This window comes from Aquimarina mytili (assembly GCF_016735115.1).
GTDB classification, from domain to species: Bacteria; Bacteroidota; Bacteroidia; order Flavobacteriales; family Flavobacteriaceae; genus Aquimarina; species Aquimarina mytili.
On sequence record NZ_JAERQJ010000007.1, the window covers coordinates 118526 to 142118 of the forward strand.

The window sequence follows — 23593 nt, forward strand, 5'->3', positions numbered from 1 at the left end:
ATAAAAAAATAGGCTATCTGATCAGATAGCCTATTTTTTTTGCGAATAATTTTGAAAATACTTTGTAAGGCTAAAAATCATGTAACGATTAATAATATATTAACACTATATTTCGTATTTTAGCGACCCTTATAACAAGCAAAATTCTAAAATAATCAAATGTCAAAAATAGCTACGTTAGAAATCGACGGTAAGAAACATGAGTTTCCAATAATTAAAGGAACAGAGAACGAATTAGGAATTGATATTAAAGCGCTTAGAGGAGCAACTGGTGGGATTACTACAATTGATCCTGGATACAAAAATACTGGAAGTTGTGAGAGTGCTATCACTTTTCTTGATGGAGAAAAAGGAATCTTAAGATATCGTGGATATTCTATCGAAGAACTAGCTGAAAAAGCAGACTTTCTTGAAGTATGTTTTTTATTAATTTTTGGAGAGTTACCAACTGAAGAACAATTATCAAAATTTGATAAAGACATCAAAGAGGAATCTCAGGTAGATGAAGATATGAAGAAAATCCTTGATGGGTTTCCAAAAAGCGCTCATCCAATGGGTGTGCTGTCTTCATTAACAAGTGCTTTAATTGCTTTTAATCCTGGATCTGTAGATGTAGATTCAGAAGAAGAAATGTATGGAGCAATTGTTAAAATTTTAGCAAAATTCCCTGTACTTGCAGCTTGGACAATGAGAAAAAGAAAGAGCCTTCCACTTGATTATGGTGATAATTCTCTGGGATATGTAGAGAATTTACATAAAATGATGTTTGCCAAACCAAACGAAACTTATGTAGCCAATAAAATAGTGAATGAAGCATTAGATAAATTATTAATTCTTCATGCAGATCATGAGCAAAATTGTTCAACATCTACAGTTAGGATAGTAGGATCTTCCCATGCAGGATTATTTGCATCCTTATCAGCAGGGATATCTGCGCTTTGGGGTCCACTTCATGGAGGTGCAAACCAAGCAGTGATAGAAATGCTTGAAGCAATAAAAGAAGATGGTGGAGATACTGCAAAATATATAGCAAAAGCAAAAGACAAGAATGATCCTTTCCGATTAATGGGGTTTGGGCATAGGGTATATAAAAATTTCGACCCAAGAGCAAAGATTATCAAAAAAGCTGCAGACGAAGTGTTAGGAGATCTTGGTATAGAAGATCCAGTTCTTGATATTGCAAAAGGATTAGCAGAAGTGGCGCTTAAGGATGAATACTTTGTGCAAAGAAAATTATATCCAAACGTAGATTTCTATTCAGGAATTATCTATAGAGCATTAGGAATCCCTACTGAAATGTTTACCGTAATGTTTGCTTTAGGTAGACTACCAGGATGGATAGCACAATGGAGAGAAATGCGTCTTCGTAAAGAACCTATAGGTAGACCTAGACAAATTTATATCGGTGAAAACCTTAGAGCTTTTAAAGAAATTTCTGAACGATAAACCGGATACTAATATAACATATAGGCGTTGAAGAAATTCAACGCTTTTTTTATTGAATTTTTAAAAAACGAATTAAGATTCATTGTTTTTTTTAATTTTTGATAATATTATAGTGACTTTTTTAAAGAAAGTTAGTGCAGTACAAGTGTCTATTTATATATTTGTGGGACTACTCAGGTTAAGAATATTAGTTACACTTAAAAACTTGATTTTTTGAACTTAAACATACAAAACGAAACCTCTAGACTTAGAGCTGTGGTATTAGGAACTGCGGTAAGCAACGGTCCTGTACCTAAACTGGAAGAAGCCTATGATCCTAAATCTATAGAGCATATAAAAGCAGGAACATATCCTAAGGAATCTGATATGGTTCTTGAAATGGAAGCAGTAGCCAAAGTTTTACATAAATATGATGTGAAAGTATATAGGCCAGAAATCATTCAGGATTATAATCAAATATTTTCAAGAGATATAGCTTTGGTGATCGAAGATAAATTTATAAAATCAAATATTCTTCCAGATCGAGAAAAAGAAATCAAAGCAATTCAACATGTAATCGATGAGATCGATCCGGATAAAGTCTATAAAGCACCATCAGAAGATATTCATTTTGAAGGAGGGGATATTATGATTCATAATGATCATATTTTTATTGGAACCTATAAAGGAGATGATTATCCTGATTGTATTGTTGCACGTACTAACATGAAAGGAGTCGCTTACATCGAATCACTTTTTCCGAATAAAACGGTAAAAGAGTTTGATCTCAACAAATCAATGAAAGATCCTAAAGATAACGCCTTGCATTTAGATTGCTGTTTTCAACCTGTGGGTACGAATAAAGCGATAATTCATAAAGAAGGATTTAGAAACCCAAGGGATTATGAATATTTAGTAGATTTTTTTGGCATGGATAATTTATTTCATATCGATAAAAATGAAATGTATCATATGAATTCTAATATCTTTTCAATTGCTGAAGATGTGGTGATTTCTGAAAAAAACTTTATACGATTAAATACCTGGCTAAGAAGCCTTAATATTACTGTTGAAGAAGTACCTTATTCAGAAATAGCAAAACAAGAAGGTTTATTGCGGTGTACCACAATGCCATTAATAAGAGATTAATTTTATATAGTAATAGTTTTATAAACTAGCAAAGATTTGTAGAACCAGTTAAAACACACTGTCTGCCTACAAAAAAAGAGTTAATATAAACAGATGAGACAAGTTACAGATACTATAGTAATGATTCGTCCTGTGAAATTTAGGATGAATGAAGAAACAGCAGTTAATAATTACTATCAAGAAGATGCAGGTATAGCAGATGCAAATACAAAAGCGCAACAAGAGTTTGATGCATTTGTGACGGAATTAAAAGACGTAGGGGTTAATGTAATTGTAATTGATGATGACCCAAAAAACGATACCCCGGATTCTATATTTCCAAATAATTGGATTTCTTTTCACGAAAATGGCGATATAGGCTTGTATCCCATGTTTGCCGTAAATCGTCGTAGGGAACGAAGACCAGAAGTTTTAAATCATATAGAGTCATCTGGTTTTGAAATTAAGAATGTTATTGACTATACCGAAGCCGAAGACGAAGAAGTGTTTTTAGAAGGTACTGGAAGTCTTGTTTTAGACCGCGTACATAGAAAAGCATATTGCGCTTTATCTCCTAGAGCAGATGAAGAGCTGTTAATTGAGTTTTGTGAAGATTTTGAATATACCCCGGTTATCTTTACCGCTTATCAAACTGTTGCAGATAAAAGATTACCGATATATCATACCAATGTTATGATGGGAGTAGGAGAAACATTTGCAGTGGTTTGCCTGGATTGTGTTGATGATAAAAAAGAACGTAAAAATTTAGTTCACCATTTGCAAAGTAGTGGTAAAGAAATTATTAAAATTACCGAAGATCAAGTAAACAGCTTTGCGGGTAATATGCTACAAGTTGCAGGTTCAGAAGATAAACGCTATCTTGTTATGTCATCGGCAGCTTTTAATAGCTTAACCAATGATCAAATAACTAAGATAGAAAAACATTGCGCTATCTTGCATAGCGATCTCAATACAATTGAAACATTAGGAGGCGGTAGTGCGAGATGTATGATGGCAGAAGTTTTTCTTCCTAAGGTATAGTATATGCTTTCAAAGAAAACAAAATATGGGATTAAGGCAATGACATATATTGCCAGAAAAAAGTGTGAGCATCCTGTGCAGATATCAGAGATCGCTCAAAGCGAAAATATTTCTCAAAAGTTTTTAGAAAGTATATTGTTAACCTTGAGAAAGAATGGTTTTTTAGGGTCAAAAAAAGGAAAAGGCGGGGGGTATTATCTTATAAAAGAACCCAAAAATATTGTTATGGCTTCAATAATTAGAGTTTTAGAGGGGCCTATAGCAATGTTGCCTTGTGTAAGTCTCAATTTTTACGAGAAATGTGATGATTGCCCTGATGAAGAACGCTGCGCTGTACATGGCTTAATGATAGAGGTAAGAGATAGCACTTTAAAAGTATTAGAAAATAAAACCTTGGCCGATTTTACGAATTAGCGCATTACTTTTTTGCTACTCTTTTATACATATAGGGACCAGTGATTTTTCCCCAAATTTGTTTTCCTTTTTTGTCATAACCTTTATTCCAGATTGATATTTTGTCACTACTAATTACAAAATTACTAGAAATATATTCAATATAGTTTATAGAGCTGGAGCAAGATTTCTTCTTTGTTTTTCCTGTATATATTGTTGATGTATTCTTTTCAAAATATACTTGACAACCTTTACGTATTTCTAAGCTATCAAGAGTTAGTTGATTGAAAAGGTGTTTGTTGTTTAATATATTTTTATAGTCCTTAGCATTCCGTATGATATAGCTTGTATTTATAAAAGTGAAAGAATCTAACCTCTCATAACTCAATATTCTCTGACTATAGATATAGTCGTTTTCTTTTGCATCCGATACTTCAGAATATATCCAGTATCCAGGTCTATCTTTCCAAATTCTTATGTTAGTTAGATTGAGATGGGCAAAACCAGAATCATTTTTGGCTTGCTCTATATTAGAAAATTCACCGACTAAAGACGATACCAGGTTATGCAATTCAAGATCCTTAACAACCTCCGAATTACAACTAATTAGAAGAGGGAATAAAAAAACAATACGTAATAATTGTTTCATTTAGCGGTTTTGTTAAAGATATGAAAAAAAGCAAAAAGAAGCAATTTATCGATAAAACTAAACGTTTTGTCCTAGTAAAATCAATTTTTCAACGCAATTTTGCGTATCATCCCTCCAAAAATAAAAAAATGGAAAGGGATCATTAAGTACCAATATGCTCTTCCCCAAATACCCTTGGGTCTAAATGTAGCTGTTTGATGTAAAACGTTTTTTTCATCGATATCAAATTCTAACCAAGCTTCACCCGGAACTTTCATTTCTGCAAAAAGTAATAATCGTTTATTGGTTTTATCAGCAACTAATACCCTCCAAAAATCCAGGGCATCTCCAGAAAAAATTTTATCAGGGTGAGTTCTTCCTCTTCTAAGACCAACTCCCCCAAAAAATTTATCTAGCTGCCCTCTTATTTTCCACATCCAATCTCCATAATACCATCCAGTTTTGCCTCCAATAGCCCAGATACGATCAATCACTTTTTCTGGGTTAGCAACTTTAATTTTTTTCTTATCTGTAAGACAACCACGTTTAGGCACAGTAATGTAGCGTTGAATGTTCTTTTCAAATCGTCCACTAATCATTGAATCTTTCCAACTTGATACAACTTGGTTTTGCTCAATCTTAATAAATGCTAATTCCAATGCTTTGGTATATGACATTGGAGAAAACCCTAATAATTCTTGTAAACGATTATCATTTGCGATCACGGGTATTGTCATACTATCAACTAAGTTTAATGCTAATTTGTATGATGTTGAAGTAACAAAATATAACCAATACGAAGATAGTTTTGGAGTCATTATAGGCACAGTAATAATATAGGTCTTGATTCCTCTAACCTTTGCGTATAATTTCAGCATTTGTTTATAGGTTAAAATATCTGGACCACTAATATCAAAAGATTCATTGTAGCATTTTTTGTTACCCAATACTCCGGTCATAAAGCTAAGAACATCTCTGATGGCTATAGGCTGGGTTTTGGTGTTTACCCATTTTGGCGTGATCATAATCGGTAATTTTTCACATAAATCACGAATAATTTCAAAAGAAGAACTCCCAGAACCAACAATGATTCCGGAGCGCAATACGGTTAGATTGTAACTGCCTTTATATAAGGTTTCTTCTACATTTTTTCTGGACCATAAATGTTTAGAAAGATTTTTTTCATTTACAATTCCGCTTAAATAAACAACTTGTTTGATATTTGTATTCTCTACATAAGCATTGAAATTCTGAGCTGATATTTCTTCTTTTTGATCAAAATCATGAGTAGAAGAGCTCATAGAGTGAATTAAGTAATACGCAAAATCAATGTTTTTTGGAAGTTTGTTTGGGTTTGGGTTTTCAAGAAAGTCAATCTCTATGATCTCAATCTCATTCCTCATTTCTAAATCAATAGAAAGCCTATTTTTATCTCGAACACAGCAAATCACTTCGTGGCCAGCTTCTAATAATAAAGGTAACAACCTCAATCCTATATATCCATTGGCTCCAGTAAGAAGAATACGCATTTTTTTAGTATAAGTTACGAAGAAATTAATTGTTTGTAAAAACTTCTATAGCTGGCAAAGCATTAAAATTAAAATCAAAAAGACATTGATTCTCCCAAGATGATCCATTGGTAGAAGTGTTTTCATTACCAGTAAAAGCAATCCAATCTGGTGCCCAATAGCAAAAGCCAATTCCATGATTATTTGGAATATTTTTAAGAACATTTACTATCCATTTTAAATATTCTTTTTGCCCATCTGGAGTAGCAGGAAATCTTGATAAAATTTGATCTTTTTGCCCTATAAAGTTGGTTTGGTTGTCATTCCAGTCAAAGGTAAATGGATATGATATCTCGGTTAACAAAATATCTTTATTATAAGTAGTGGCTAGGTCATTAATATTATTTTGAAAATCGGTTAAATCCTTACCGTGAAATTGGGGGTAATATGACAGTCCGATAATGTCATAATTACCTTTGTTTTCTTCAAATTTTTCAAAAAACAACTTTGCATCTTTAAATCCTGCTACATGAATCATAGTTTTAATAGTACTATCTACTTCTTTTATTGCTGCATATGCTTCGTTAGATAACATTACGTAAAAAGACCAATTGTCAACAAATTCATCCCATACTTTTCCGTAATTCCATAAAAAGCCAGAATTAGTTTCGTTACCTATCTGAACAAAACTAGGAGGTGTTCCTTGATTTTTTAATTCTTGGATCACTTGTTTTGTATAGTTATAAACCGCATTTTTTATTTCAGAGTTGGTCATGGTATTCCAGGACTTTGGAGGTATTTGGTTTCCAGGATCGGCCCACGTATCAGAATAATGAATGTCTAAAAGAAAATCTGCGTTTTTCGATTTGATCTTTAAGGCATATTCTTTTACTTTTTCCAAAGAGTTTATTCCATTTTCTGGAGTATGCCATAGACGTAAACGTATTAGATTTGTTCCTTTGGAAGTAACATATTCTAGTATATCAACAGGATTTCCTTCTTGATCATTATAATTTAAATTATAAGATTGCAATTCAGACTGAAATGATAAATCCATTCCGGTATAGAACGTTTTTTCTTCTATAGGATTAAGATTTATAGCCTCTTCTGGCTTAACATCATCACCAGAACATCCTATACATAGTAAAAGCCATAAAAATGAAGTAGCAGTTTTTTTCATAAATCCTGGATGTTTGTTTTTTGATGATCTGTTTTGTAGTTCAGTATTTTCTTAACGAATGCATTGATTGCTTTGTCTTTTTTGGAAACTCTAAATTTTATAAAATAATGATCTATATAGATTGAATATTCTTCAGCCTTGCCCTTGTAAAGATTTAGTTTATAATAGGGAATTACCAAAAGATACGTTTCTAGGCGTACACCAAAACCAACCAAAATTCCCTTTGGACGTAGCTCTATATTGCATGTTTTAATACTGTTGTCTAGAATTAGTAAATTGTGTATTTGTATGCTACTTCCGGTAATATGAAGTTTAGGTGATCCAATTCCGTTAAGTTTTAGTCGCTCTATTAATGAAAACGGGGGTCCAACCTTATCATTAATTTTTCGAGTTAACTCTGGGTCTTTATAGGAGTTATTAACCAGCATTCTTTTTTACTAAAGATAACGAAATCGTATTAAAACACGTAGTGAGAGACTATTATTTCTATTATCTTTGCAGCTTAATTAAGTGAAACTTATCCCGCTGCAGAGCGGGATCTTATTTTAATGATCTTTTATTTATCAATATGAGTTTACAACATACCATTTCAGAACATGTAAAAACAGCGATACAAGAATTGTATAGTGCTGATCTGGAATCTGTAGAATTACAAGCTACTCGAAAAGAATTTGAAGGGGATATTACCGTAGTGATATTTCCAATGCTTCGTATAGTTAAAGGAAATCCTGTTCAAATAGGAGAAGCAGTAGGTAAGCATCTTGTAAACAATGTAGATGAAATTAAGGGCTATAATGTTGTAAAAGGGTTTCTAAACCTTGTAATTTCAGATTCTTATTACCTTGATTTTTTTGCAAGTATAAAAGATGATGGTCGCTTTGGATATGGTACCGCTAAAGAAGGGGATAAAGCTGTAATGGTCGAATATTCATCTCCGAATACCAATAAGCCATTGCACTTAGGTCATGTTAGAAACATTCTTTTAGGATATGCTGTAGCCGAAATTATTAAGGCTAGTGGGAAAAAGGTGTATAAAACCCAAATTATAAACGATAGGGGGATACATATTTGTAAAAGTATGCTTGCCTGGCAAAAATTTGGTGAGGGAGAAACTCCAGAATCTACTGGGCTAAAAGGAGATAAACTTGTAGGTAACTACTATGTAAAGTTTGATCAGATATATAAAACTCAAATAGAAGAATTGGTAGCTCAAGGAAAAGCTAAAGAAGAAGCTAAAAAAGAAGCGCCAATCTTAATTGAAGCCCAGGAAATGCTGCGTAAATGGGAAACTGCCGATCCAGAAGTGGTTAAACTCTGGAAAATGATGAATGAATGGGTATATGAAGGATTTGATCAAACCTATAAAACTATTGGGGTAAATTTTGATAGCTATTATTATGAAAGTAATACCTATTTGTTAGGAAAAGATAACATTGAAGAAGGTCTTACAAAGGGGGTTTTCTTCAAAAAAGAAGATGGATCTGTATGGTGCGATCTAACCGATGAAGGACTTGATGAAAAATTAGTATTGCGTAGCGACGGTACGGCTGTATACATGACACAGGATATAGGTACTGCCATACAACGGGTTAAAGATAATCCTGATGTAGGTGGAATGATTTATACTGTTGGTAATGAACAAGATTATCATTTTAAAGTACTGTTTTTAATTTTAAAGAAGTTAGGATATGACTGGGCAAAGCATTTACATCACTTAAGCTATGGTATGGTAGATTTACCAAGTGGTAAAATGAAGAGTAGGGAAGGTACCGTGGTAGATGCAGATGATTTGATGGTCGAAATGACTGAAACCGCAGAAGAAGCTTCAAAAGAGTTAGGGAAATTAGAAGGATATAGCGAAGAAGAAAAACAAGAGATATACAAAACTATTGGTTTAGGGTCTTTGAAATATTATATACTTAAAGTAGATCCTAAAAAAAGAATTCTTTTTAATCCAGAAGAATCTGTTGATTTAAAAGGAAATACAGGATCATTTATTCAATATACCTATGCAAGGATACAAGCGATTCTTCGTAAAGCAGATTTTGATTATACAAAAGCATGTAATGATATAACGCTTCAGCCTAAAGAAAAAGAACTCATTAAGCAGCTTGAACTGTATCCTGAGATTATACAAAATGCAGCAGATGAGCTCAGTCCTGCAATAGTTGCGAATTATACATATGATCTGGTAAAAAGTTATAATTCCTTCTTTCAGAATGTTCCCATATTTGGGGCCGATTCTGATCAGGAAAAAAACTTTAGAGTACAACTTTCAAACTCTGTAGGAAATACAATTAAATCTGCATTTCAACTATTAGGAATAAATGTTCCTGATCGAATGTAATCAGACCTGGTTTGACCTTTTAATATGTAATTATTGTTGATTAAATATACCATATGTCTAAAATTTAGTGATTTTAGCCATAATGAGTTGAAAAAATAGAGGTTAGCTGTTGTATAAGTTGTCAGTTTTTATATTTTAGTAGTATGAAGCATCGAATAAGTAGAGCAACTGATATCGATTTACCGTTAATGCAACGTTTATTTTATCAAACGGTGACTACTTATGGTTCAATGTTATTTACAAAATCTGAGATTAAAATATATTCTCGATTGGCTACAAATAAATTGTACTGGCAAAAAAAGTTTAAAAAAGACTTTATTTATAATGCAAAGCTGAATGGAGAAATAGTAGGATCCTTTTCAATGGATACGTTTGGGAACATTGAATATGTTTTTGTACATCAGAATTATCAAGGGCATGGCATTGCAACAGACTTATATAAAACCATAGAAGAAGTAGCTAAACAAAATAATATCAATACGCTTACGACTCAGATCAATATCTTTACCAAACCTTTTTTTGAAAAAAGTGGATTTGAGATTATTAAGAATGAAGTAGAGGTTGTTGGAGGAGAAAAAATTGTAAGCTATAGTGGGGTAAAAAAAATCTAAAAGTTTATTCGGACTACGGCGTTAGGGGTAAACCCTAATCCAAATTCTTTAATTTCTTCTACATTGTTTTCAGAATTTATTTTATAGTAATCATTAACCGTATTTTTTTTACTCAATATATTCCATATTGAAATCCCTGCAAGTCCGGTGATTTTTTTTCCTAATTTGAAATTATAAGTAGCCGAAGCATCCCAACGGATATAGTCATCTAGTGTGTCACTGTTTGGATCTTGATAGTTAATGATGTTACTTTCTATTTCGTTACCGGGAATAGGTCTGGTGGTTGGCTTGCCGCTATGCCAATTTAAACCACTTGAGAGTTTAAGTTTTTCTAATGTGTATGTAACGGCTAGATTGATATTATGAGTTATGTCTATGTTATTCGGAAAATCAATCTCAAATAAATTATTAAAAGTATAATCGCTTTTACCATACGAATAGCTAAACCAAGTACTGAAGCTTTTAAACCTTTTATTGATTAAAAAATCAATTCCTTTTACGGTGTAACTTCCATGGTCTTGTGAAAATTCAAATTGATTTTGAAACCCTTGACTTTGGGTTATGATGCCATCAACATTTTTATAATACAGTTCAGAGCTAATTAACCAATTATTATGATTGTAACTTAGTCCAAGCGATATTTGCTTGCTTTTAAGAACAGGAATATTTTGCTCATTAGAAAGTACCCATTTCCGGTTTTCTACGCCTAAAAAATCATTCTGAGATTCAATAATTTGAGAAGTTACCTGGCTTTTTAACTCCCCAAGAGCTTCAATTGTAAAATGATTATAAAATCTGTGATTAAAACTTATGCGGGGTTCAAATACATAATCATTAAGCTTGTCAAAATGATTAATACGAGCGCCTAGATTAAGATGGGTGTTGTTATTCTTTGATTTATATTCAATTTCAGAAAAGATGCTATTTGTGCGAATTACTTCTTTAGTCAAATCCCTAAATGTGGGGTTGTTTACATCTCTTAGATTAGATATACCAGTCTCATTAAATTGATACCCGGTTTTAAGATTGAAATGTCTATTTAGCTTGAGCAGATTATTTACTTTAATACCGTTTTCTAATACTTCGTTTTCTTGTAATAAACGCTGATCATTTATTATATCCGAATTTATCGCTTCAAGTCCATAATTGGTACCATAAATTAACACTTCACTTTTAAAAGAATCATTCCAGTTTCTTTGGTATGAGATGCCGGCCGCGCTATTATTTTGTTTGATACTACTTTCTCTAGTGATATTGATTTGATCAATTAAGGTGTTTTCTTGGAAAATAAGATTGTTTCTTATAATTAAGGCGTTAATTTTTAATAGATCTTTTGGACTTAACTGATACAACCATCGTAAACTGGCATCATAGAAAGAAAACTCATCATCCGTATTAAAGATGTTTTCAGTTGTATTTACAACTTCAGAATCTTGAAATACTTTGTCAAAAAATTGAGAATAGGTGGGGGTTTCCACAAGTTCGCTTATAGATTTTCTTACCGATAGTTGCAATGATGATCTTTTACCTAAAGGGGTATCAATGTATGCATCAGCGCTTATCATGTTTATTCCTAAACTTGCATCTAGAGTTTGATTAATTTCATTTGTTGTGCTCATGGCTATAACACTAGATACACCATCACCATATGTAGCACTAGTACCATTTTTGATAAGCTGAACATTCTTGGTTAAATATGGATTAAATGCCGAGATTAAACCAAAAAAATGTCCAGATTGGTACATTTTGATGCCATCCCAGAGAATAAGGTTTTGATCATTGGTTCCACCTCTAACATTAATATCAGATACCGTTTCTTCTACGCTTAATATACCTGGAAGTGCTTGTATGGTTTGTAATAAATCCGGTTCGATAAGTCCGGGTAATATACCAAAATCATTGTAGTCAATAATGATCGATCCATCAGATTTTTTGTCAATTCCTTTTACCAAATAATCGTTGAGAATTACTTCGGTTAAATACTGTACTTCTGGAGTAAGGTATATTACTGTACATGGAGTCTTTAAAAGATCTTTGGCTGGAATCAATAAAGTCTTATAGCCTATGTAATTAATCTTTATGAGTGTTTTTGAGTTTTCAATAATAAGACTAAATGTTCCATTTTCATCGCTTATAGTAGAATCCGTTTTTGTTTGAATCGTTGCACTTGCCAAGATTTTATTATCAATTAGGGATTGTATAACCCCGCAGATTTTATTTTTTTTAATTTTTCGACTTAGAGCAATGTCTTTTTCATTTAAAAAAGTATACGCTAAGGGAGTATTACTCCTTAAATATTCAATTGTTTTTTTTAGATCTAATGTGTCAGAAGGATTTTGTATTTGTATTCCTTCTATGTCTTCATCTACATAAGTAAAACGACAATTAAATTTTTCTTGAACCTGATTTAGTATTGAAAAAAGTGTGGATGTATCTGTATCAGACTGTGAGTATGTCTGGTAACTGGTAAAAAAAATGACAATAAGTATAGTTGTGATTTTGGTTTTGATCACTCTTTATACAGGGTTATGTTGTTGTTATCAATCTTATATTTTAAACGCATTGGTATGGTTATAGATTGTAATGCGGTTTCAATATTTGAATGTACAAAATTACCAGTAAAAAGTTTATCTTGATCTATGTTTTTTGCAATAATTGTTACATTATATTGTCTTTCAAATTCTTTAAGGATATAAGAATAGGGTGTGCTATGAAACGAACTTAGGTTATTAATCCAATCCGGTTTTACAAGCGAAGTTGTAGTGTTTACAATGTTATTGTTTTGTACCTTAAAAACAGAACCGGCAGGTAGTTTAATTGTATTTTTGTTGTACGTAACACTTACTAATCCTTCATAACAAACGACCTCAAAATAATGCTCTCTTTGCTTTACATTAAATTCTGTGCCCAGTACACTAATAATACCGGATGAGGTATGTACGTCAAATGTTTTCCCCTTAGCAACTTTAAAATAGGCTTCTCCTTCTAACTCGATTTTCCGATTGTCCTCCCAATTTTTTTCCTTATATCGTATTGATGAAAGCGCATTAAGTTGTACTGAAGATTGATCTGGAAGTTCGATCGATGTTTTTTGCCCCGCTATAGTATTTGTAATAGTATCTGAATTATAGAATGCCATAAAATATGTCCCTATACCTAAAATAAAAATAGCGGCGATTCTGATTAAAAAATTAATAGGAAACTTTTTTGTAGTATCTATACTTCTCTGCTCTTGTGTTAAAGAAACTTTTAGGTCTTGTAAATTTTCCTCAATGTTATATTTTGGAGCTTTGAAACTCTTGGCATTCGAAGAAATCTTTTCATAAGAATCATAGGCGTCTAAATTCTTAAACGCCTTTAATTCTTCGCGGGTTAGCTGTTCATGATCTAACCACTTTGTAATGAGATCTTTCTTTTTCATAACAAGATTTCTGTATATATAACAATTATCAATTAAAAATTCCTACCCTAGTTTACATTAAGTTGCTTGTTTTATAAACCATCAATGTCTTTTCTTAGCTTTTCTAAAGCACCATATATTCTTTTTTCTACTGCTTTTCTTGAGATTCCAAGGTAGTTTGCAATTTCTTTATGTTTTTTACCCTCAACCCGATTGAGAAGAAAAGCTACTCGTTGAGCTTCAGTAAGATTAGAAAGGGCTTTTTGATATTTTAGTAGGTATTCTTTTTCTTGCAGAATAAACTCTGGATCCTCACTAGTTCTATCATTATGGTCGATTTGTTGAAATTTTAGCTTTACTTTATTGTGTTTAATCTGGTTTAAGGATAGGTTGTTTGCCACAGTAAACAAGAAGCTTTTAGCTTTCTGCAGCGAAATTTTTTTACAATTATCCCATAGTTTTATAAACGCCTCCTGTACTTTGTCTTTTGGATCAATATGTTCTCCATATTTGTAATATATGAAGTCATGCAATTCTTGCGAATGTTTCTTGAAAAGCCCTGCGAATAATTTTTCTTCACAAACATCCTTGAATAAGTCTTTAGGCATTATTAGTATTTTTGTTAAAATTAAAAAAAATAACATTGATGCGTAGGAATTTGTGGAAGTATGTTGTTATTATTTAAATTATAATGATGGAAAAAAATGTTAGGAAAATGAAGAATTGGATACTAGTTTTTTTTATTGCTATAGGCGTAATGTTCATTTCTTGTCAAGAGGAGGAAAGAGAACTTATCGACCCCAATGTTGATAATACTATCCCTAGAAACTCTCAATTAGCTAGTCTAATGAAGAGCGTAGTCACGCATGATGGTTCTTTTGACGATATTGTAGATCAAGGTCATTGTTTTAGTATCAAATTGCCGTATCGCATTTTGCTTAACGGTGAAGAAGTATTGATTAGTAGTTCTGCTGATTATCAAAGAATCTCTGTAACAGATATTGTCGAAATTCAATTTCCTGTAATTATTGTTGAATCCAATCATCATGAAAACCTAGTTGAAAATATAACAGAGCTTGAAGGTTTTATAAATAATTGTATACCTAATGATGATGATATAGAGTGTATTGATTTTGTTTATCCCATATTGCTTTCAACATTTGATAGCAATTCAAATCGATTTGAAACGATTGAGATTGGTCATGATTCTCAAATGTTCAATTTTATGTCTGGTATTAATGAAACTACTTCTATAAGTATAAATTATCCTATAAAATTAGTATTGCACAATGGTGTCGGTGTAGCGGCACAACATAATACTGAATTGTTAAACGAAATTATCGATGCAGCTTCAATATGCGATGAGAATGATGGTTAATGCTCTGAAAATAAACGTACTTTAACCGCCGATTGGCGGTTTTTTTTGTTTAACCATTGTTTGGATTTTGTTAAACAAAAAGTTAAAATAATGCTAAAGTCATTTTTGAGGGTTAGAGTTTTCTTTTATGAATTGTTTAATCATCAAACAATAAATTTAAAAACCATGAAAATTAAAAATTTCTTTAAAGTAATATTGATTACAGTATTTGTAGCCACAACGTATTCGTGTAGTGATGATGATGATACAACTTTTCCCCCAGTATCAGAGACTATAGCAGATTTTGTAGCTGCAAATCCAGATTATAGCTCACTTTTAGCAGCTTTAGAAAGAGCAGATTTAGTTACAACTCTATCCGGACAAGGAAGTTTCACTGTTTTTGCACCTGATAATGCTGCTTTTGAAGAATTCTTAAACGGAGCTGCATTAACTGATGTTCCAGTAGAAGATTTGAGAGCTGTATTATTAAATCATGTATTAGGGGCAGAAGTAACTTCGGGCCAAATTACAACGGGATATCAAACCAATTTAGCAGAGTTTAGTTCGTACATTGATAAAACCGGAGATGCTGTAACTATTAATGGAGCCTCCAGAGTAACAGTTGCTGACATAGATCGATCAAATGGAGTAATACATGCCATTGATAAGGTTATTGGGATACCAACCATGTTGGATTTTGTGACATTAGACCCAAATTTATCATCTCTAGCATCAGTAGCGTCAACAAATAGTAATGATGTAGTAGTAGCTACTTTAGGAAATGAAGAAGCTGATTTGACATTGTTAGCTCCGGATAATGCTGCATTTACTGCATTGGGTGATGTATCCGGATTATCATCAACTGAAATAGAACAAATTTTATTGAATCATGCAATTTCTGGAAGTCTTCTTTCAACCGCTTTATCAACTAGCTATGGAAGCACACTAGCTTCATATGGTATGCCTTCAAATGGAATTAATTTAAGTATTTATATTAATACTGATGATGGAGTATCTTTTAACGGGATTTCTGATGTAACTACAGCAGATATAAGAGCCGTTAATGGTGTGATCCATATTGTTGATGCTGTAATTACTTTACCAGATGTAACAACATTTGCCACTGCAGATCCAACATTTTCTACGCTGGCAACGGCATTAGGAGATGCGAGTTTGGTATTAGCATTACAAGCCGAAAATGGATCAGGAACACCAACGGCACCATTTACTATTTTTGCTCCTACTAATGCTGCATTTACTGCTTTAGGTGACTTACCTACTGGTAATGCATTAACTAATGTATTAACATATCATGTTATCGAGAACAATAATGTAAGATCTACGGGCTTAGCTGCTGTAGCTGGAGCCGTTGAAACGGTTAATGGAGCTGATGTTACAATCACCGCAGATCCAGCAACTGTAGAAGGAGGAGGAAATGAAGGTAATGCTAGTAATATTATTGTTGTTGATGTTCAGGCTTCTAATGGCGTAATTCATGCCATAGACCGTGTGCTATTACCACCAGTTTTATAAAATTTTTATAACCCACGACCGTCTTTTCACAATACAGACGGTCTGGGTTTTCTTCACAAATCTTAACATACTAACTTTAAAATTTATTACAATGAAAACACTAATCAAAAGATTAATGGTACCCGTCTTGTGCCTAATTTTAACAAACCTATTTGTAGCTTGCCAAAATGATGATGGTTTTCAACCTCAACAAGCACAGGAGTTTGTGGAGTTTGAAGAGTCTAAAATCATAAGTTTTGACGCTATCGAAGAAATGACCCAAAATATTATTGAAGGCGAACTTACTGTAGAAGAAGGTAAAGCTTCTACGACTAGTAGTAAAACATTTGGTATTAGCCGAGAAAAAAGAGTTTTTGATTTTTCGGCAGAGGTTAGTACTGGTGCTGGTGCCGGAGCTATAATAACAGGGGAGCTAAAGCTTAATTTTACATTATATCATGCTAGCTTTACTATTGTTAGAGGTAATCTTACGTTGCCAGATGGTACTAAAGCAAGAGCAAGAGGGGCTATCGTAAGCGATGGTAAAGTATATTTAATTATAAATCCACCGGGTAGAGATCTTATCTTTGGTATTGGTAGAGTAGGTGATAATGGAGATATAGAAGGTAGTTTTAGATTGTTTACATCAGGAGGAGTTGGTAGAGGAATCTGGAATGCAGTATTAACAGAGGTTACATTTCCAGACAAAACAATTGTGGAGTTAGCCGTTGAAGATGGTCGATTTACCACCTTGGTGGGAGCCTTACAAGCTACCGATCTTGTAGGCGCTTTATCTGGAGATGGACCATTTACAGTATTCGCTCCTACAGATGAAGCCTTTGCTGCTCTTGATGAAATCCCAAGTGGTGATACACTTAAAGATATTTTATTGTATCACGTAGCTAGTGGTAGATTAAATACAGCTGAACTGCTTGCACAAGAAATTGTGACTACACTGCAAGGAGAAGATGTAAAAGTTAGTCTTAATAGCGATAATGAAATTGTAATAAATGATACGGTTAAGCTACTTTCTGCAAATATTGGAGGATCAAATGGAATACTACAGGTAATTGATGCAGTTTTACTGCCGCCATCATTTCAACCTTTACCATCAATAGTAGAAATAGCAGTAAATACGCCAGATCTATCAACTCTGGTTGGTGCTCTTCAAGCAGCAGATTTGGTTGATGCGCTTAGTGGCGATGGGCCTTTTACAGTTTTCGCACCGACTAATGCAGCCTTCGATGCTTTGGACGCAATCCCAAGTGGAGATGCATTGAAAGAAGTATTGTTATATCATGTGGCTTCCGGTAAATTTACGGCAGAAGATCTTCTGGAAAAACAAACCGTTACTACATTACAAGGTGATGAAGTTACTATTCAAGCTGATGAAGAGGGTAATGTGTTTCTTAACGAGACTATAAAAGTGGCAATAGCCGATATTCCGGCTTCAAATGGTATTATACATGTTATTGAAGGAGTATTATTACCTCCTGCAGATTTACAATCCATAGTAGAGATAGCGGTAAACACTCCAGAACTATCTACTCTTGTTGGCGCATTGCAGGCAGCAGATTTGGTTGATGCACTTAGCGGCGATGGACCTTTCACAGTTTTCGCACCAACCAATGCTGCCTTCGATGCTTTGGATGCAATTCCGAGTGGAGATGCGCTAAAAGAAGTGTTATTGTATCATGTAGCATCGGGTAAGTTTAATGCCGATGATTTATTAACGAAAGAAACCGTAACTACGCTACAAGGAGAGCAAGTAACTATCGAAATGTTTGATGGAGAAGTTATTTTGAATGAGAGTATAAGAGTTGCTTTGGCAAATGTTGAAGCTTCAAATGGTATCGTACATGTTATAGAAGGTGTATTGATCCCACCATCGTTATTACATTAGTATTTTTAGAGCTAAATGTATATTTATGGCGACTATAAAGAGTGTAAATCACATCTCTTTGTAGTCGCTTTTTTCTGTCATTACTTCAAATCATACATATCTCGATTAATTCTGTAATTCCATACTTTATTTATACATCACAAATCCTTAAATTTGCACTTCTCTATCGCAAAAGATAGACTTTCAAAATAGAAGAAATATATGTTTGATAATTTAAGTGATAAGTTAGATAAGGCCTTACATGTTTTAAAAGGGCATGGTCAGATTACCGAAATAAATGTTGCCGAAACACTTAAGGAAGTACGACGAGCATTAGTTGATGCTGATGTAAATTATAAAATCGCTAAAGATTTTACGGCAAGAGTAAAAGAAAAAGCATTAGGGCAAAATGTATTAAAAAGCCTTAAGCCAGGTCAATTGATGGTGAAATTGGTTAAAGATGAGTTAACCGAGTTGATGGGTGGAGATGTAGCAGGTGTTAATTTGTCTGGAAATCCTTCGGTGATTTTAATGTCTGGTCTTCAAGGTTCTGGTAAAACTACTTTTTCAGGAAAACTTGCTAACTTTCTTAAAAATAAAAAAACAAAGAAACCATTACTCGTTGCTTGTGATGTATATAGACCTGCGGCAATTGATCAGTTGCATGTAGTTGGTGAGCAGATTAATGTAGAGGTTTTTAGTGATAGAGGAAATGAGGATCCTGTAGCTATTGCCAAAGCAGGTGTAGCCCATGCAAAAGCAAATGGATATAATGTAGTGATTATCGATACGGCTGGTCGTTTAGCAGTTGATGAAGCGATGATGACCGAAATTGCGAATATTCATAAAGCCGTTACTCCAGATGAAACCTTGTTTGTAGTAGATTCTATGACTGGGCAGGATGCTGTAAATACAGCAAAGGCATTTAACGATGTGCTTAATTTTGATGGGGTTATCCTTACAAAACTTGATGGAGATACACGAGGTGGTGCTGCGATATCAATTAAGTCTGTAGTTAATAAGCCTATTAAGTTTATCGGTACGGGTGAAAAAATGGAAGCTATTGATGTGTTCTATCCTTCTCGTATGGCCGATCGTATACTTGGGATGGGAGATGTTGTTTCTCTTGTTGAGCGTGCACAAGAACAATTTGATGAAGAAGAAGCTAGAAAACTTCAGAAAAAAATTGCTAAGAATCAGTTTGGTTTTGATGATTTCTTGAAACAAATTCAGCAGATCAAAAAGATGGGTAATATGAAAGATCTTGTCGGAATGATCCCTGGAGCAGGAAAAATGATGAAAAATATGGATATAGACGATGATGCCTTTAAACATATTGAAGCAATCATACATTCTATGACTCCTGCAGAGCGAGCAAAACCGCAAATTATCAATGCAAGTAGGAAAAAGCGTATAGGTAAAGGTTCAGGAACATCGATCCAACAAGTAAACCAACTGCTTAAACAATTTGATCAAATGAGTAAAATGATGAAGATGATGCAAGGCGGAGGCGGTAAAAGAATGATGCAGATGATGGGTAAAATGAGATAACAAACACATAAATTTTAAACTTTTATTAAGCACAATTAGGGGGAATGGAAATATTAGACGGAAAAAAAGTAAGCAACGACATTAAAGATGAAATTGCTGCCGAAGTTCTTAAAATGAAAGAACGTGGTGAGAAAGTACCACATTTAGCAGCAGTTTTAGTAGGTAATGACGGAGCTAGTTTAACGTATGTTGGTAGCAAGGTTAGAGCTTGCGAGCGCATAGGTTTTGAATCTACTTTGGTAAAAATGCCAAGTACAACTAGTGAAATAGAACTGTTAGCAAAAATCAAAGAACTTAATGAAAACGATGATATTGATGGTTTTATAGTTCAGTTGCCATTACCTCCTCAAATTGATACCCAAAAAGTATTATTAGCTGTTGATCCAGATAAAGATGTAGATGGTTTTCATCCAATGAATTTTGGTAAAATGGCATTAGATATGTCTACTTTTATCCCGGCGACTCCTTTTGGTATTTTAGAATTATTAGAACGATATAATGTAGATACTAAAGGGAAGCATACCGTAGTTATAGGTAGAAGTCATATTGTAGGGCGACCTATGAGTATATTGATGGGTAGAAAAGGATGGCCCGGTAACTCTACGGTTACATTAACCCATAGTCATACCAAAAATATTACCCAGATTATTTCTCAGGCCGACATTGTTATTTCTGCACTAGGAGTACCTAATTTCCTGAAAGCCGAAATGGTAAAAGATGATGCGGTTGTTATTGATGTTGGTATTACCAGGGTAACAGATGAGTCTAGACCCAAAGGATATAAAATTGTAGGGGATGTAGATTTTGATAATGTAAGTAAGAAAGCATCGTTTATTACACCAGTACCTGGTGGAGTGGGGCCAATGACCATAGCTATGCTGCTTAAGAATACATTATTAGCAAGAGAAAGACACCGTAGCAGTTCTAAATAAAATACAACACAACGAACAAAATAATATTCTTGAAATAAAATACCCCTAGAAATTAATTTCTAGGGGTATTTTATTAGTAGTAAAGACCTTTTAAATAAACCTATGGGTTCAAAACGGCCTTGATATACATAAACCAAAAAGGCTAGGACATCTGTCCTAGCGTTTTTGTTACATTTATATTTTGGTGATTATAAATCGTATGTATTATTTTTATTCTAGTTTTCGTTAAATGCTTTAGCAGAAATATCATCGGCACCACCAGTACTATATCCACCAGCACTTGGTTGTAGATCTAGCGTTAAGTTATACGATGGTACGTTAATTCCTTTAGAAGTTTTAACAGTATTAAAGTCTAGCACTTGAGGAGCTTTTTCATATAAGGCATTCTTAGTAAAAGTACCAAATTTCTTACCATTTTCAACAGTTTCTCTCCAGTCTTTACCGTAAGCGATCTTTAAGTAGTACTCACCTTCAGGTACGTTTCTGATAAATTGAGTAGTGCTGCTGTTGATATACGTAACACGAACTAACTCATCGTCAGATGCAGTTTTACCCATTTTGTACATTTTTACAACAACCTCAGTATTTTTACCTACTTTGATTTTTAGGTAGTTGTCTAATTTGTAATCAAACTTACCTTTAAAGTTGAAAGATTTTGGAGTAGCACCAGACTTATATGTCTTTTTCTCCCAGCTAGAATACTTATCCTCTCTAGTAACTGATATTGCAGTTGACTTAGGAGCACTTGTATTAGATGATGAACTAGAACCATAAGAAGGAGTAGTAGATTCTATAGGAGTAGAAGCATAGCTACTACCTTTAGCAGCTCTTCTGTTAGCTTCTTCTACAGCTCTTCTTGTTTCTTCAGCTTCTAGAGCAGCTCTTCTTGCGGCTGCATCTTTAGATTTTTTTGCAGCTTCAGCGTCTGCAATTGCTTTTGCAGCACTAGCTTCAGCTTCTCTTTGTAAACGCTCTGCGTCTGCAATAGCTCTTCTTGCAGCTTCTTCTGCTGCTCTTTTTGCAGCTTGTGCTTGTGCAATTGCTGCTTGTGCTGCCGCTTTAGCAGCTTCTCTTTTTGCTGCAGCTTCTTTTGCTGCTGCTTCTGCATCAGCAATTCTGCTATCTGCAGTTAATAGATTTGTAAGTACAAAACCGTTCATCTTTTTGAACTGGATTGCACTCCAATCTCCGTAACCAGAACTGATTACGTATACCTGAGTTCCTTGAGGAACTTCGGCGATTGTGTTAAAGTTTAGACCTGGACCACTTCGAACTTCTAATTTCTGTGCAGACATTAGATACTGCTCTGATTGAGCATGAGCAGTAGAGAAAGTAATCACCAAAAGCAGAATAAATGTAAAAATAGACTTCATATCTCTTGTTTTTAAGTAGATTGGGTTATAATTTAAATTCAATATTATTAATTCTTAAAGTTTTTAATTAAAATTTTTTGCAAAATTTCTAATTTACCGTCAAAAATTGCTTTTCAAAAAGGATGCCAAAAACATTTTCATGTCAATTTTATCGCTAATTCTGATTATTACTATTGTAGTAAAAAATCATAATATTTAAAAGAACAATTTAGATGTTAATGATCTGTTTTTCAGTATCTTACAAAGAGTTTTCTTTAGTAAAACTTCAATATTTTTGATTAAAATACTGAAAAGAAAACCATTAAATCAGATTCAAAAGTAGTGTTTTAATATTAAAAACACAACATGTTTTCATTTTATTTGCATAAAAATATTAATTTTTTTTCAAGATTTTGTGTTTTTCAACGATTTTTTTGTGTATTACAACCGATTTCATCCCTGTTTTCTTTACCTGTAGTCGGTTTTGCAAATTCCGGGCTTTTGTGTAGCGTATATAGTGGTCCGGTATTAAAAATGACTATTAATTTTTATGTATAAAGTAGAATGTAACTTTTTTAGTGTTTTTCTTTAATTAATTCAGGGAATTTTGATTGAAATCTCTTCAATCTTGGGATAGATACATTTCTAATGTATCCGTTATTAGGATTTCTTTTCTCATAATCTTGATGATATCCTTCTCCTTTCCAGAATTTTTGAAAAGGCATAACCTCTGCGGCGATCCTTCTGTTTGTTTTTTTACCTAGTGCAGCTTTCTTTTCTTCAATTATTTTTTTCTGTTCTTCATTTTGGTAGAAAATGATGGATCGGTATTGCGAACCATGGTCTGGTCCTTGTCCATTTATCTGTGTTGGGTTTTGAGATCCAAAATATACATCGACTAAAGTTGCAAAGGATACAATTTTTGGGTCATAATATATTTCTACAGCTTCGGCATGACCAGTTCTTCCGGTATTGCTTGCTTCATAGGTGGGGTTTTCGGTATGACCGCCAGAGTATCCTGATATCGATTCTTGTACACCTTTTACACTTTCATAGATTGCTTCTACGCACCAAAAACAACCACTTGCAAAATAAGCTCTCTCTATTCCGTCAACAGCTTCTACTTGAACAGGGTCTAAGTTTGGCTTGGTATCTTTTTTTGTTGGTTGGCTGTTGCTTTGACAACTAGTCATTAAAAATGTAATGGTCAATACTATATATGGTATTCTTTTCATGATGATATAAAATTTTGTAATTGGTCAGTTTTTTCTATTAAAACTTTCAAAAAGAATGTATTTCTACTAAAAATAAGGAAATAAATACTTTTAAAGAATGAGTAAATAAAA

General features: G+C 33.4%; 20 protein-coding genes. 11 read left to right on the forward strand and 9 right to left on the reverse strand.

The window, feature by feature from the left end; genetic code table 11:
* Positions 1-159: 159 nt before the first annotated feature.
* The 4 genes from JJQ60_RS16660 to JJQ60_RS16675 all read left to right on the forward strand — a co-directional run bounded on the left by JJQ60_RS16660 (position 160) and on the right by JJQ60_RS16675 (position 4008).
* Positions 160-1446 (forward strand): citrate synthase, encoded by a 1287-nt coding sequence (locus JJQ60_RS16660; protein WP_201922934.1) that lies wholly within the window; start codon positions 160-162, stop codon positions 1444-1446.
* Between the two features lie 213 nt (positions 1447-1659).
* Positions 1660-2574, forward strand: a complete 915-nt coding sequence (locus JJQ60_RS16665; protein ID WP_201922937.1) for a dimethylarginine dimethylaminohydrolase family protein — start codon at positions 1660-1662, stop codon at positions 2572-2574.
* A gap of 93 nt (positions 2575-2667) precedes the next feature.
* A complete protein-coding gene (gene ctlX, locus JJQ60_RS16670) occupies positions 2668-3594 on the forward strand; it encodes a citrulline utilization hydrolase CtlX (protein WP_201922940.1) in 927 nt (308 codons plus the stop codon).
* 3 nt (positions 3595-3597) lie between these two features.
* A complete protein-coding gene (locus JJQ60_RS16675; protein WP_201922943.1) occupies positions 3598-4008 on the forward strand; it encodes an RrF2 family transcriptional regulator in 411 nt (136 codons plus the stop codon).
* A gap of 4 nt (positions 4009-4012) precedes the next feature.
* Here JJQ60_RS16675 and JJQ60_RS16680 read toward each other — a convergent pair whose 3' ends face one another.
* From JJQ60_RS16680 to JJQ60_RS16695, 4 genes are all read right to left on the reverse strand, one after another.
* Positions 4013-4636 carry a chromophore lyase CpcT/CpeT gene (locus tag JJQ60_RS16680; protein ID WP_201922945.1) on the reverse strand — a complete coding sequence of 208 codons (624 nt, stop codon included), beginning with the start codon at positions 4634-4636 and terminating at the stop codon, positions 4013-4015.
* A gap of 80 nt (positions 4637-4716) precedes the next feature.
* Entirely contained in the window at positions 4717-6144 is a 1428-nt protein-coding gene (locus tag JJQ60_RS16685) for an SDR family oxidoreductase (protein ID WP_201922948.1), read from the reverse strand.
* Between the two features lie 25 nt (positions 6145-6169).
* Positions 6170-7303, reverse strand: a complete 1134-nt coding sequence (locus JJQ60_RS16690) for a glycoside hydrolase family 53 protein (RefSeq protein WP_201922950.1) — start codon at positions 7301-7303, stop codon at positions 6170-6172.
* Entirely contained in the window at positions 7300-7731 is a 432-nt protein-coding gene (locus tag JJQ60_RS16695; protein WP_201922953.1) for a hypothetical protein, read from the reverse strand. Before JJQ60_RS16695 ends, JJQ60_RS16690 begins: the two co-directional genes overlap by 4 nt.
* A gap of 140 nt (positions 7732-7871) precedes the next feature.
* Here JJQ60_RS16695 and argS point away from each other — a divergent pair, with 140 nt between their 5' ends.
* Together argS and JJQ60_RS16705 are read left to right on the forward strand one after the other, a co-directional pair.
* Positions 7872-9650: an arginine--tRNA ligase gene (argS, locus tag JJQ60_RS16700; protein ID WP_201922956.1), complete on the forward strand. Its 1779-nt coding sequence runs from the start codon at positions 7872-7874 to the stop codon at positions 9648-9650.
* A gap of 143 nt (positions 9651-9793) precedes the next feature.
* Entirely contained in the window at positions 9794-10261 is a 468-nt protein-coding gene (locus JJQ60_RS16705; protein ID WP_201922958.1) for a GNAT family N-acetyltransferase, read from the forward strand.
* Here JJQ60_RS16705 and JJQ60_RS16710 read toward each other — a convergent pair.
* The 3 genes from JJQ60_RS16710 to JJQ60_RS16720 form a co-directional block, all read right to left on the reverse strand.
* Positions 10258-12774 carry a TonB-dependent receptor plug domain-containing protein gene (locus JJQ60_RS16710; RefSeq protein ID WP_201922961.1) on the reverse strand — a complete coding sequence of 839 codons (2517 nt, stop codon included), beginning with the start codon at positions 12772-12774 and terminating at the stop codon, positions 10258-10260. The genes JJQ60_RS16705 and JJQ60_RS16710 overlap by 4 nt on opposite strands.
* Positions 12771-13682 (reverse strand): FecR family protein, encoded by a 912-nt coding sequence (locus tag JJQ60_RS16715; protein WP_201922964.1) that lies wholly within the window; start codon positions 13680-13682, stop codon positions 12771-12773. Before JJQ60_RS16715 ends, JJQ60_RS16710 begins: the two co-directional genes overlap by 4 nt.
* 71 nt (positions 13683-13753) lie before the next feature.
* The gene (locus JJQ60_RS16720) at positions 13754-14269 is read right to left on the reverse strand and encodes an RNA polymerase sigma factor (protein ID WP_201922967.1); all 516 of its coding nucleotides are present in this window, start codon (positions 14267-14269) and stop codon (positions 13754-13756) included.
* Between the two features lie 107 nt (positions 14270-14376).
* On the opposite strand from JJQ60_RS16720, the gene JJQ60_RS16725 reads away from it, so the two are divergent.
* The 5 genes from JJQ60_RS16725 (at position 14377) to JJQ60_RS16745 (ending at position 20895) form a co-directional block, all read left to right on the forward strand.
* Positions 14377-15039, forward strand: coding sequence for a hypothetical protein (locus JJQ60_RS16725; RefSeq protein ID WP_201922970.1), 663 nt, complete (start codon positions 14377-14379; stop codon positions 15037-15039).
* 165 nt (positions 15040-15204) lie between these two features.
* The gene (locus JJQ60_RS16730) at positions 15205-16551 is read left to right on the forward strand and encodes a fasciclin domain-containing protein (RefSeq protein WP_201922974.1); all 1347 of its coding nucleotides are present in this window, start codon (positions 15205-15207) and stop codon (positions 16549-16551) included.
* 91 nt (positions 16552-16642) lie between these two features.
* Entirely contained in the window at positions 16643-18433 is a 1791-nt protein-coding gene (locus JJQ60_RS16735; RefSeq protein WP_201922977.1) for a fasciclin domain-containing protein, read from the forward strand.
* Positions 18434-18634: 201 nt separating this feature from the next.
* Positions 18635-19963, forward strand: a complete 1329-nt coding sequence (ffh, locus tag JJQ60_RS16740; RefSeq protein WP_201922979.1) for a signal recognition particle protein — start codon at positions 18635-18637, stop codon at positions 19961-19963.
* A gap of 44 nt (positions 19964-20007) precedes the next feature.
* Positions 20008-20895, forward strand: coding sequence for a bifunctional 5,10-methylenetetrahydrofolate dehydrogenase/5,10-methenyltetrahydrofolate cyclohydrolase (locus JJQ60_RS16745; RefSeq protein ID WP_201922982.1), 888 nt, complete (start codon positions 20008-20010; stop codon positions 20893-20895).
* A gap of 215 nt (positions 20896-21110) precedes the next feature.
* Here the strand turns inward: JJQ60_RS16745 and JJQ60_RS16750 are convergent, their stop codons facing one another.
* Both JJQ60_RS16750 and msrA read right to left on the reverse strand, forming a co-directional pair.
* Positions 21111-22268, reverse strand: a complete 1158-nt coding sequence (locus JJQ60_RS16750) for an SH3 domain-containing protein (protein ID WP_201922984.1) — start codon at positions 22266-22268, stop codon at positions 21111-21113.
* Between the two features lie 554 nt (positions 22269-22822).
* On the reverse strand, positions 22823-23482 hold the full coding sequence (msrA, locus tag JJQ60_RS16755) for a peptide-methionine (S)-S-oxide reductase MsrA (protein ID WP_201922987.1): 660 nt from the start codon (positions 23480-23482) through the stop codon (positions 22823-22825).
* Positions 23483-23593: the final 111 nt, after the last annotated feature.

Coding starts and splice junctions, on each gene's coding strand:
- JJQ60_RS16730 (WP_201922974.1), top strand. CDS start 15,205: ATGAAAATTAAAAATTTCTTTAAAGTAATATTGATTACAGTATTTGTA.
- ctlX (WP_201922940.1), top strand. CDS start 2,668: ATGAGACAAGTTACAGATACTATAGTAATGATTCGTCCTGTGAAATTT.
- JJQ60_RS16735 (WP_201922977.1), top strand. CDS start 16,643: ATGAAAACACTAATCAAAAGATTAATGGTACCCGTCTTGTGCCTAATT.
- msrA (WP_201922987.1), bottom strand. CDS start 23,482: ATGAAAAGAATACCATATATAGTATTGACCATTACATTTTTAATGACT.
- JJQ60_RS16685 (WP_201922948.1), bottom strand. CDS start 6,144: ATGCGTATTCTTCTTACTGGAGCCAATGGATATATAGGATTGAGGTTG.
- JJQ60_RS16690 (WP_201922950.1), bottom strand. CDS start 7,303: ATGAAAAAAACTGCTACTTCATTTTTATGGCTTTTACTATGTATAGGA.
- ffh (WP_201922979.1), top strand. CDS start 18,635: ATGTTTGATAATTTAAGTGATAAGTTAGATAAGGCCTTACATGTTTTA.
- JJQ60_RS16745 (WP_201922982.1), top strand. CDS start 20,008: ATGGAAATATTAGACGGAAAAAAAGTAAGCAACGACATTAAAGATGAA.
- JJQ60_RS16750 (WP_201922984.1), bottom strand. CDS start 22,268: ATGAAGTCTATTTTTACATTTATTCTGCTTTTGGTGATTACTTTCTCT.
- JJQ60_RS16660 (WP_201922934.1), top strand. CDS start 160: ATGTCAAAAATAGCTACGTTAGAAATCGACGGTAAGAAACATGAGTTT.
- JJQ60_RS16695 (WP_201922953.1), bottom strand. CDS start 7,731: ATGCTGGTTAATAACTCCTATAAAGACCCAGAGTTAACTCGAAAAATT.
- JJQ60_RS16675 (WP_201922943.1), top strand. CDS start 3,598: ATGCTTTCAAAGAAAACAAAATATGGGATTAAGGCAATGACATATATT.
- argS (WP_201922956.1), top strand. CDS start 7,872: ATGAGTTTACAACATACCATTTCAGAACATGTAAAAACAGCGATACAA.
- JJQ60_RS16720 (WP_201922967.1), bottom strand. CDS start 14,269: ATGCCTAAAGACTTATTCAAGGATGTTTGTGAAGAAAAATTATTCGCA.
- JJQ60_RS16705 (WP_201922958.1), top strand. CDS start 9,794: ATGAAGCATCGAATAAGTAGAGCAACTGATATCGATTTACCGTTAATG.
- JJQ60_RS16680 (WP_201922945.1), bottom strand. CDS start 4,636: ATGAAACAATTATTACGTATTGTTTTTTTATTCCCTCTTCTAATTAGT.
- JJQ60_RS16715 (WP_201922964.1), bottom strand. CDS start 13,682: ATGAAAAAGAAAGATCTCATTACAAAGTGGTTAGATCATGAACAGCTA.
- JJQ60_RS16725 (WP_201922970.1), top strand. CDS start 14,377: ATGAAGAATTGGATACTAGTTTTTTTTATTGCTATAGGCGTAATGTTC.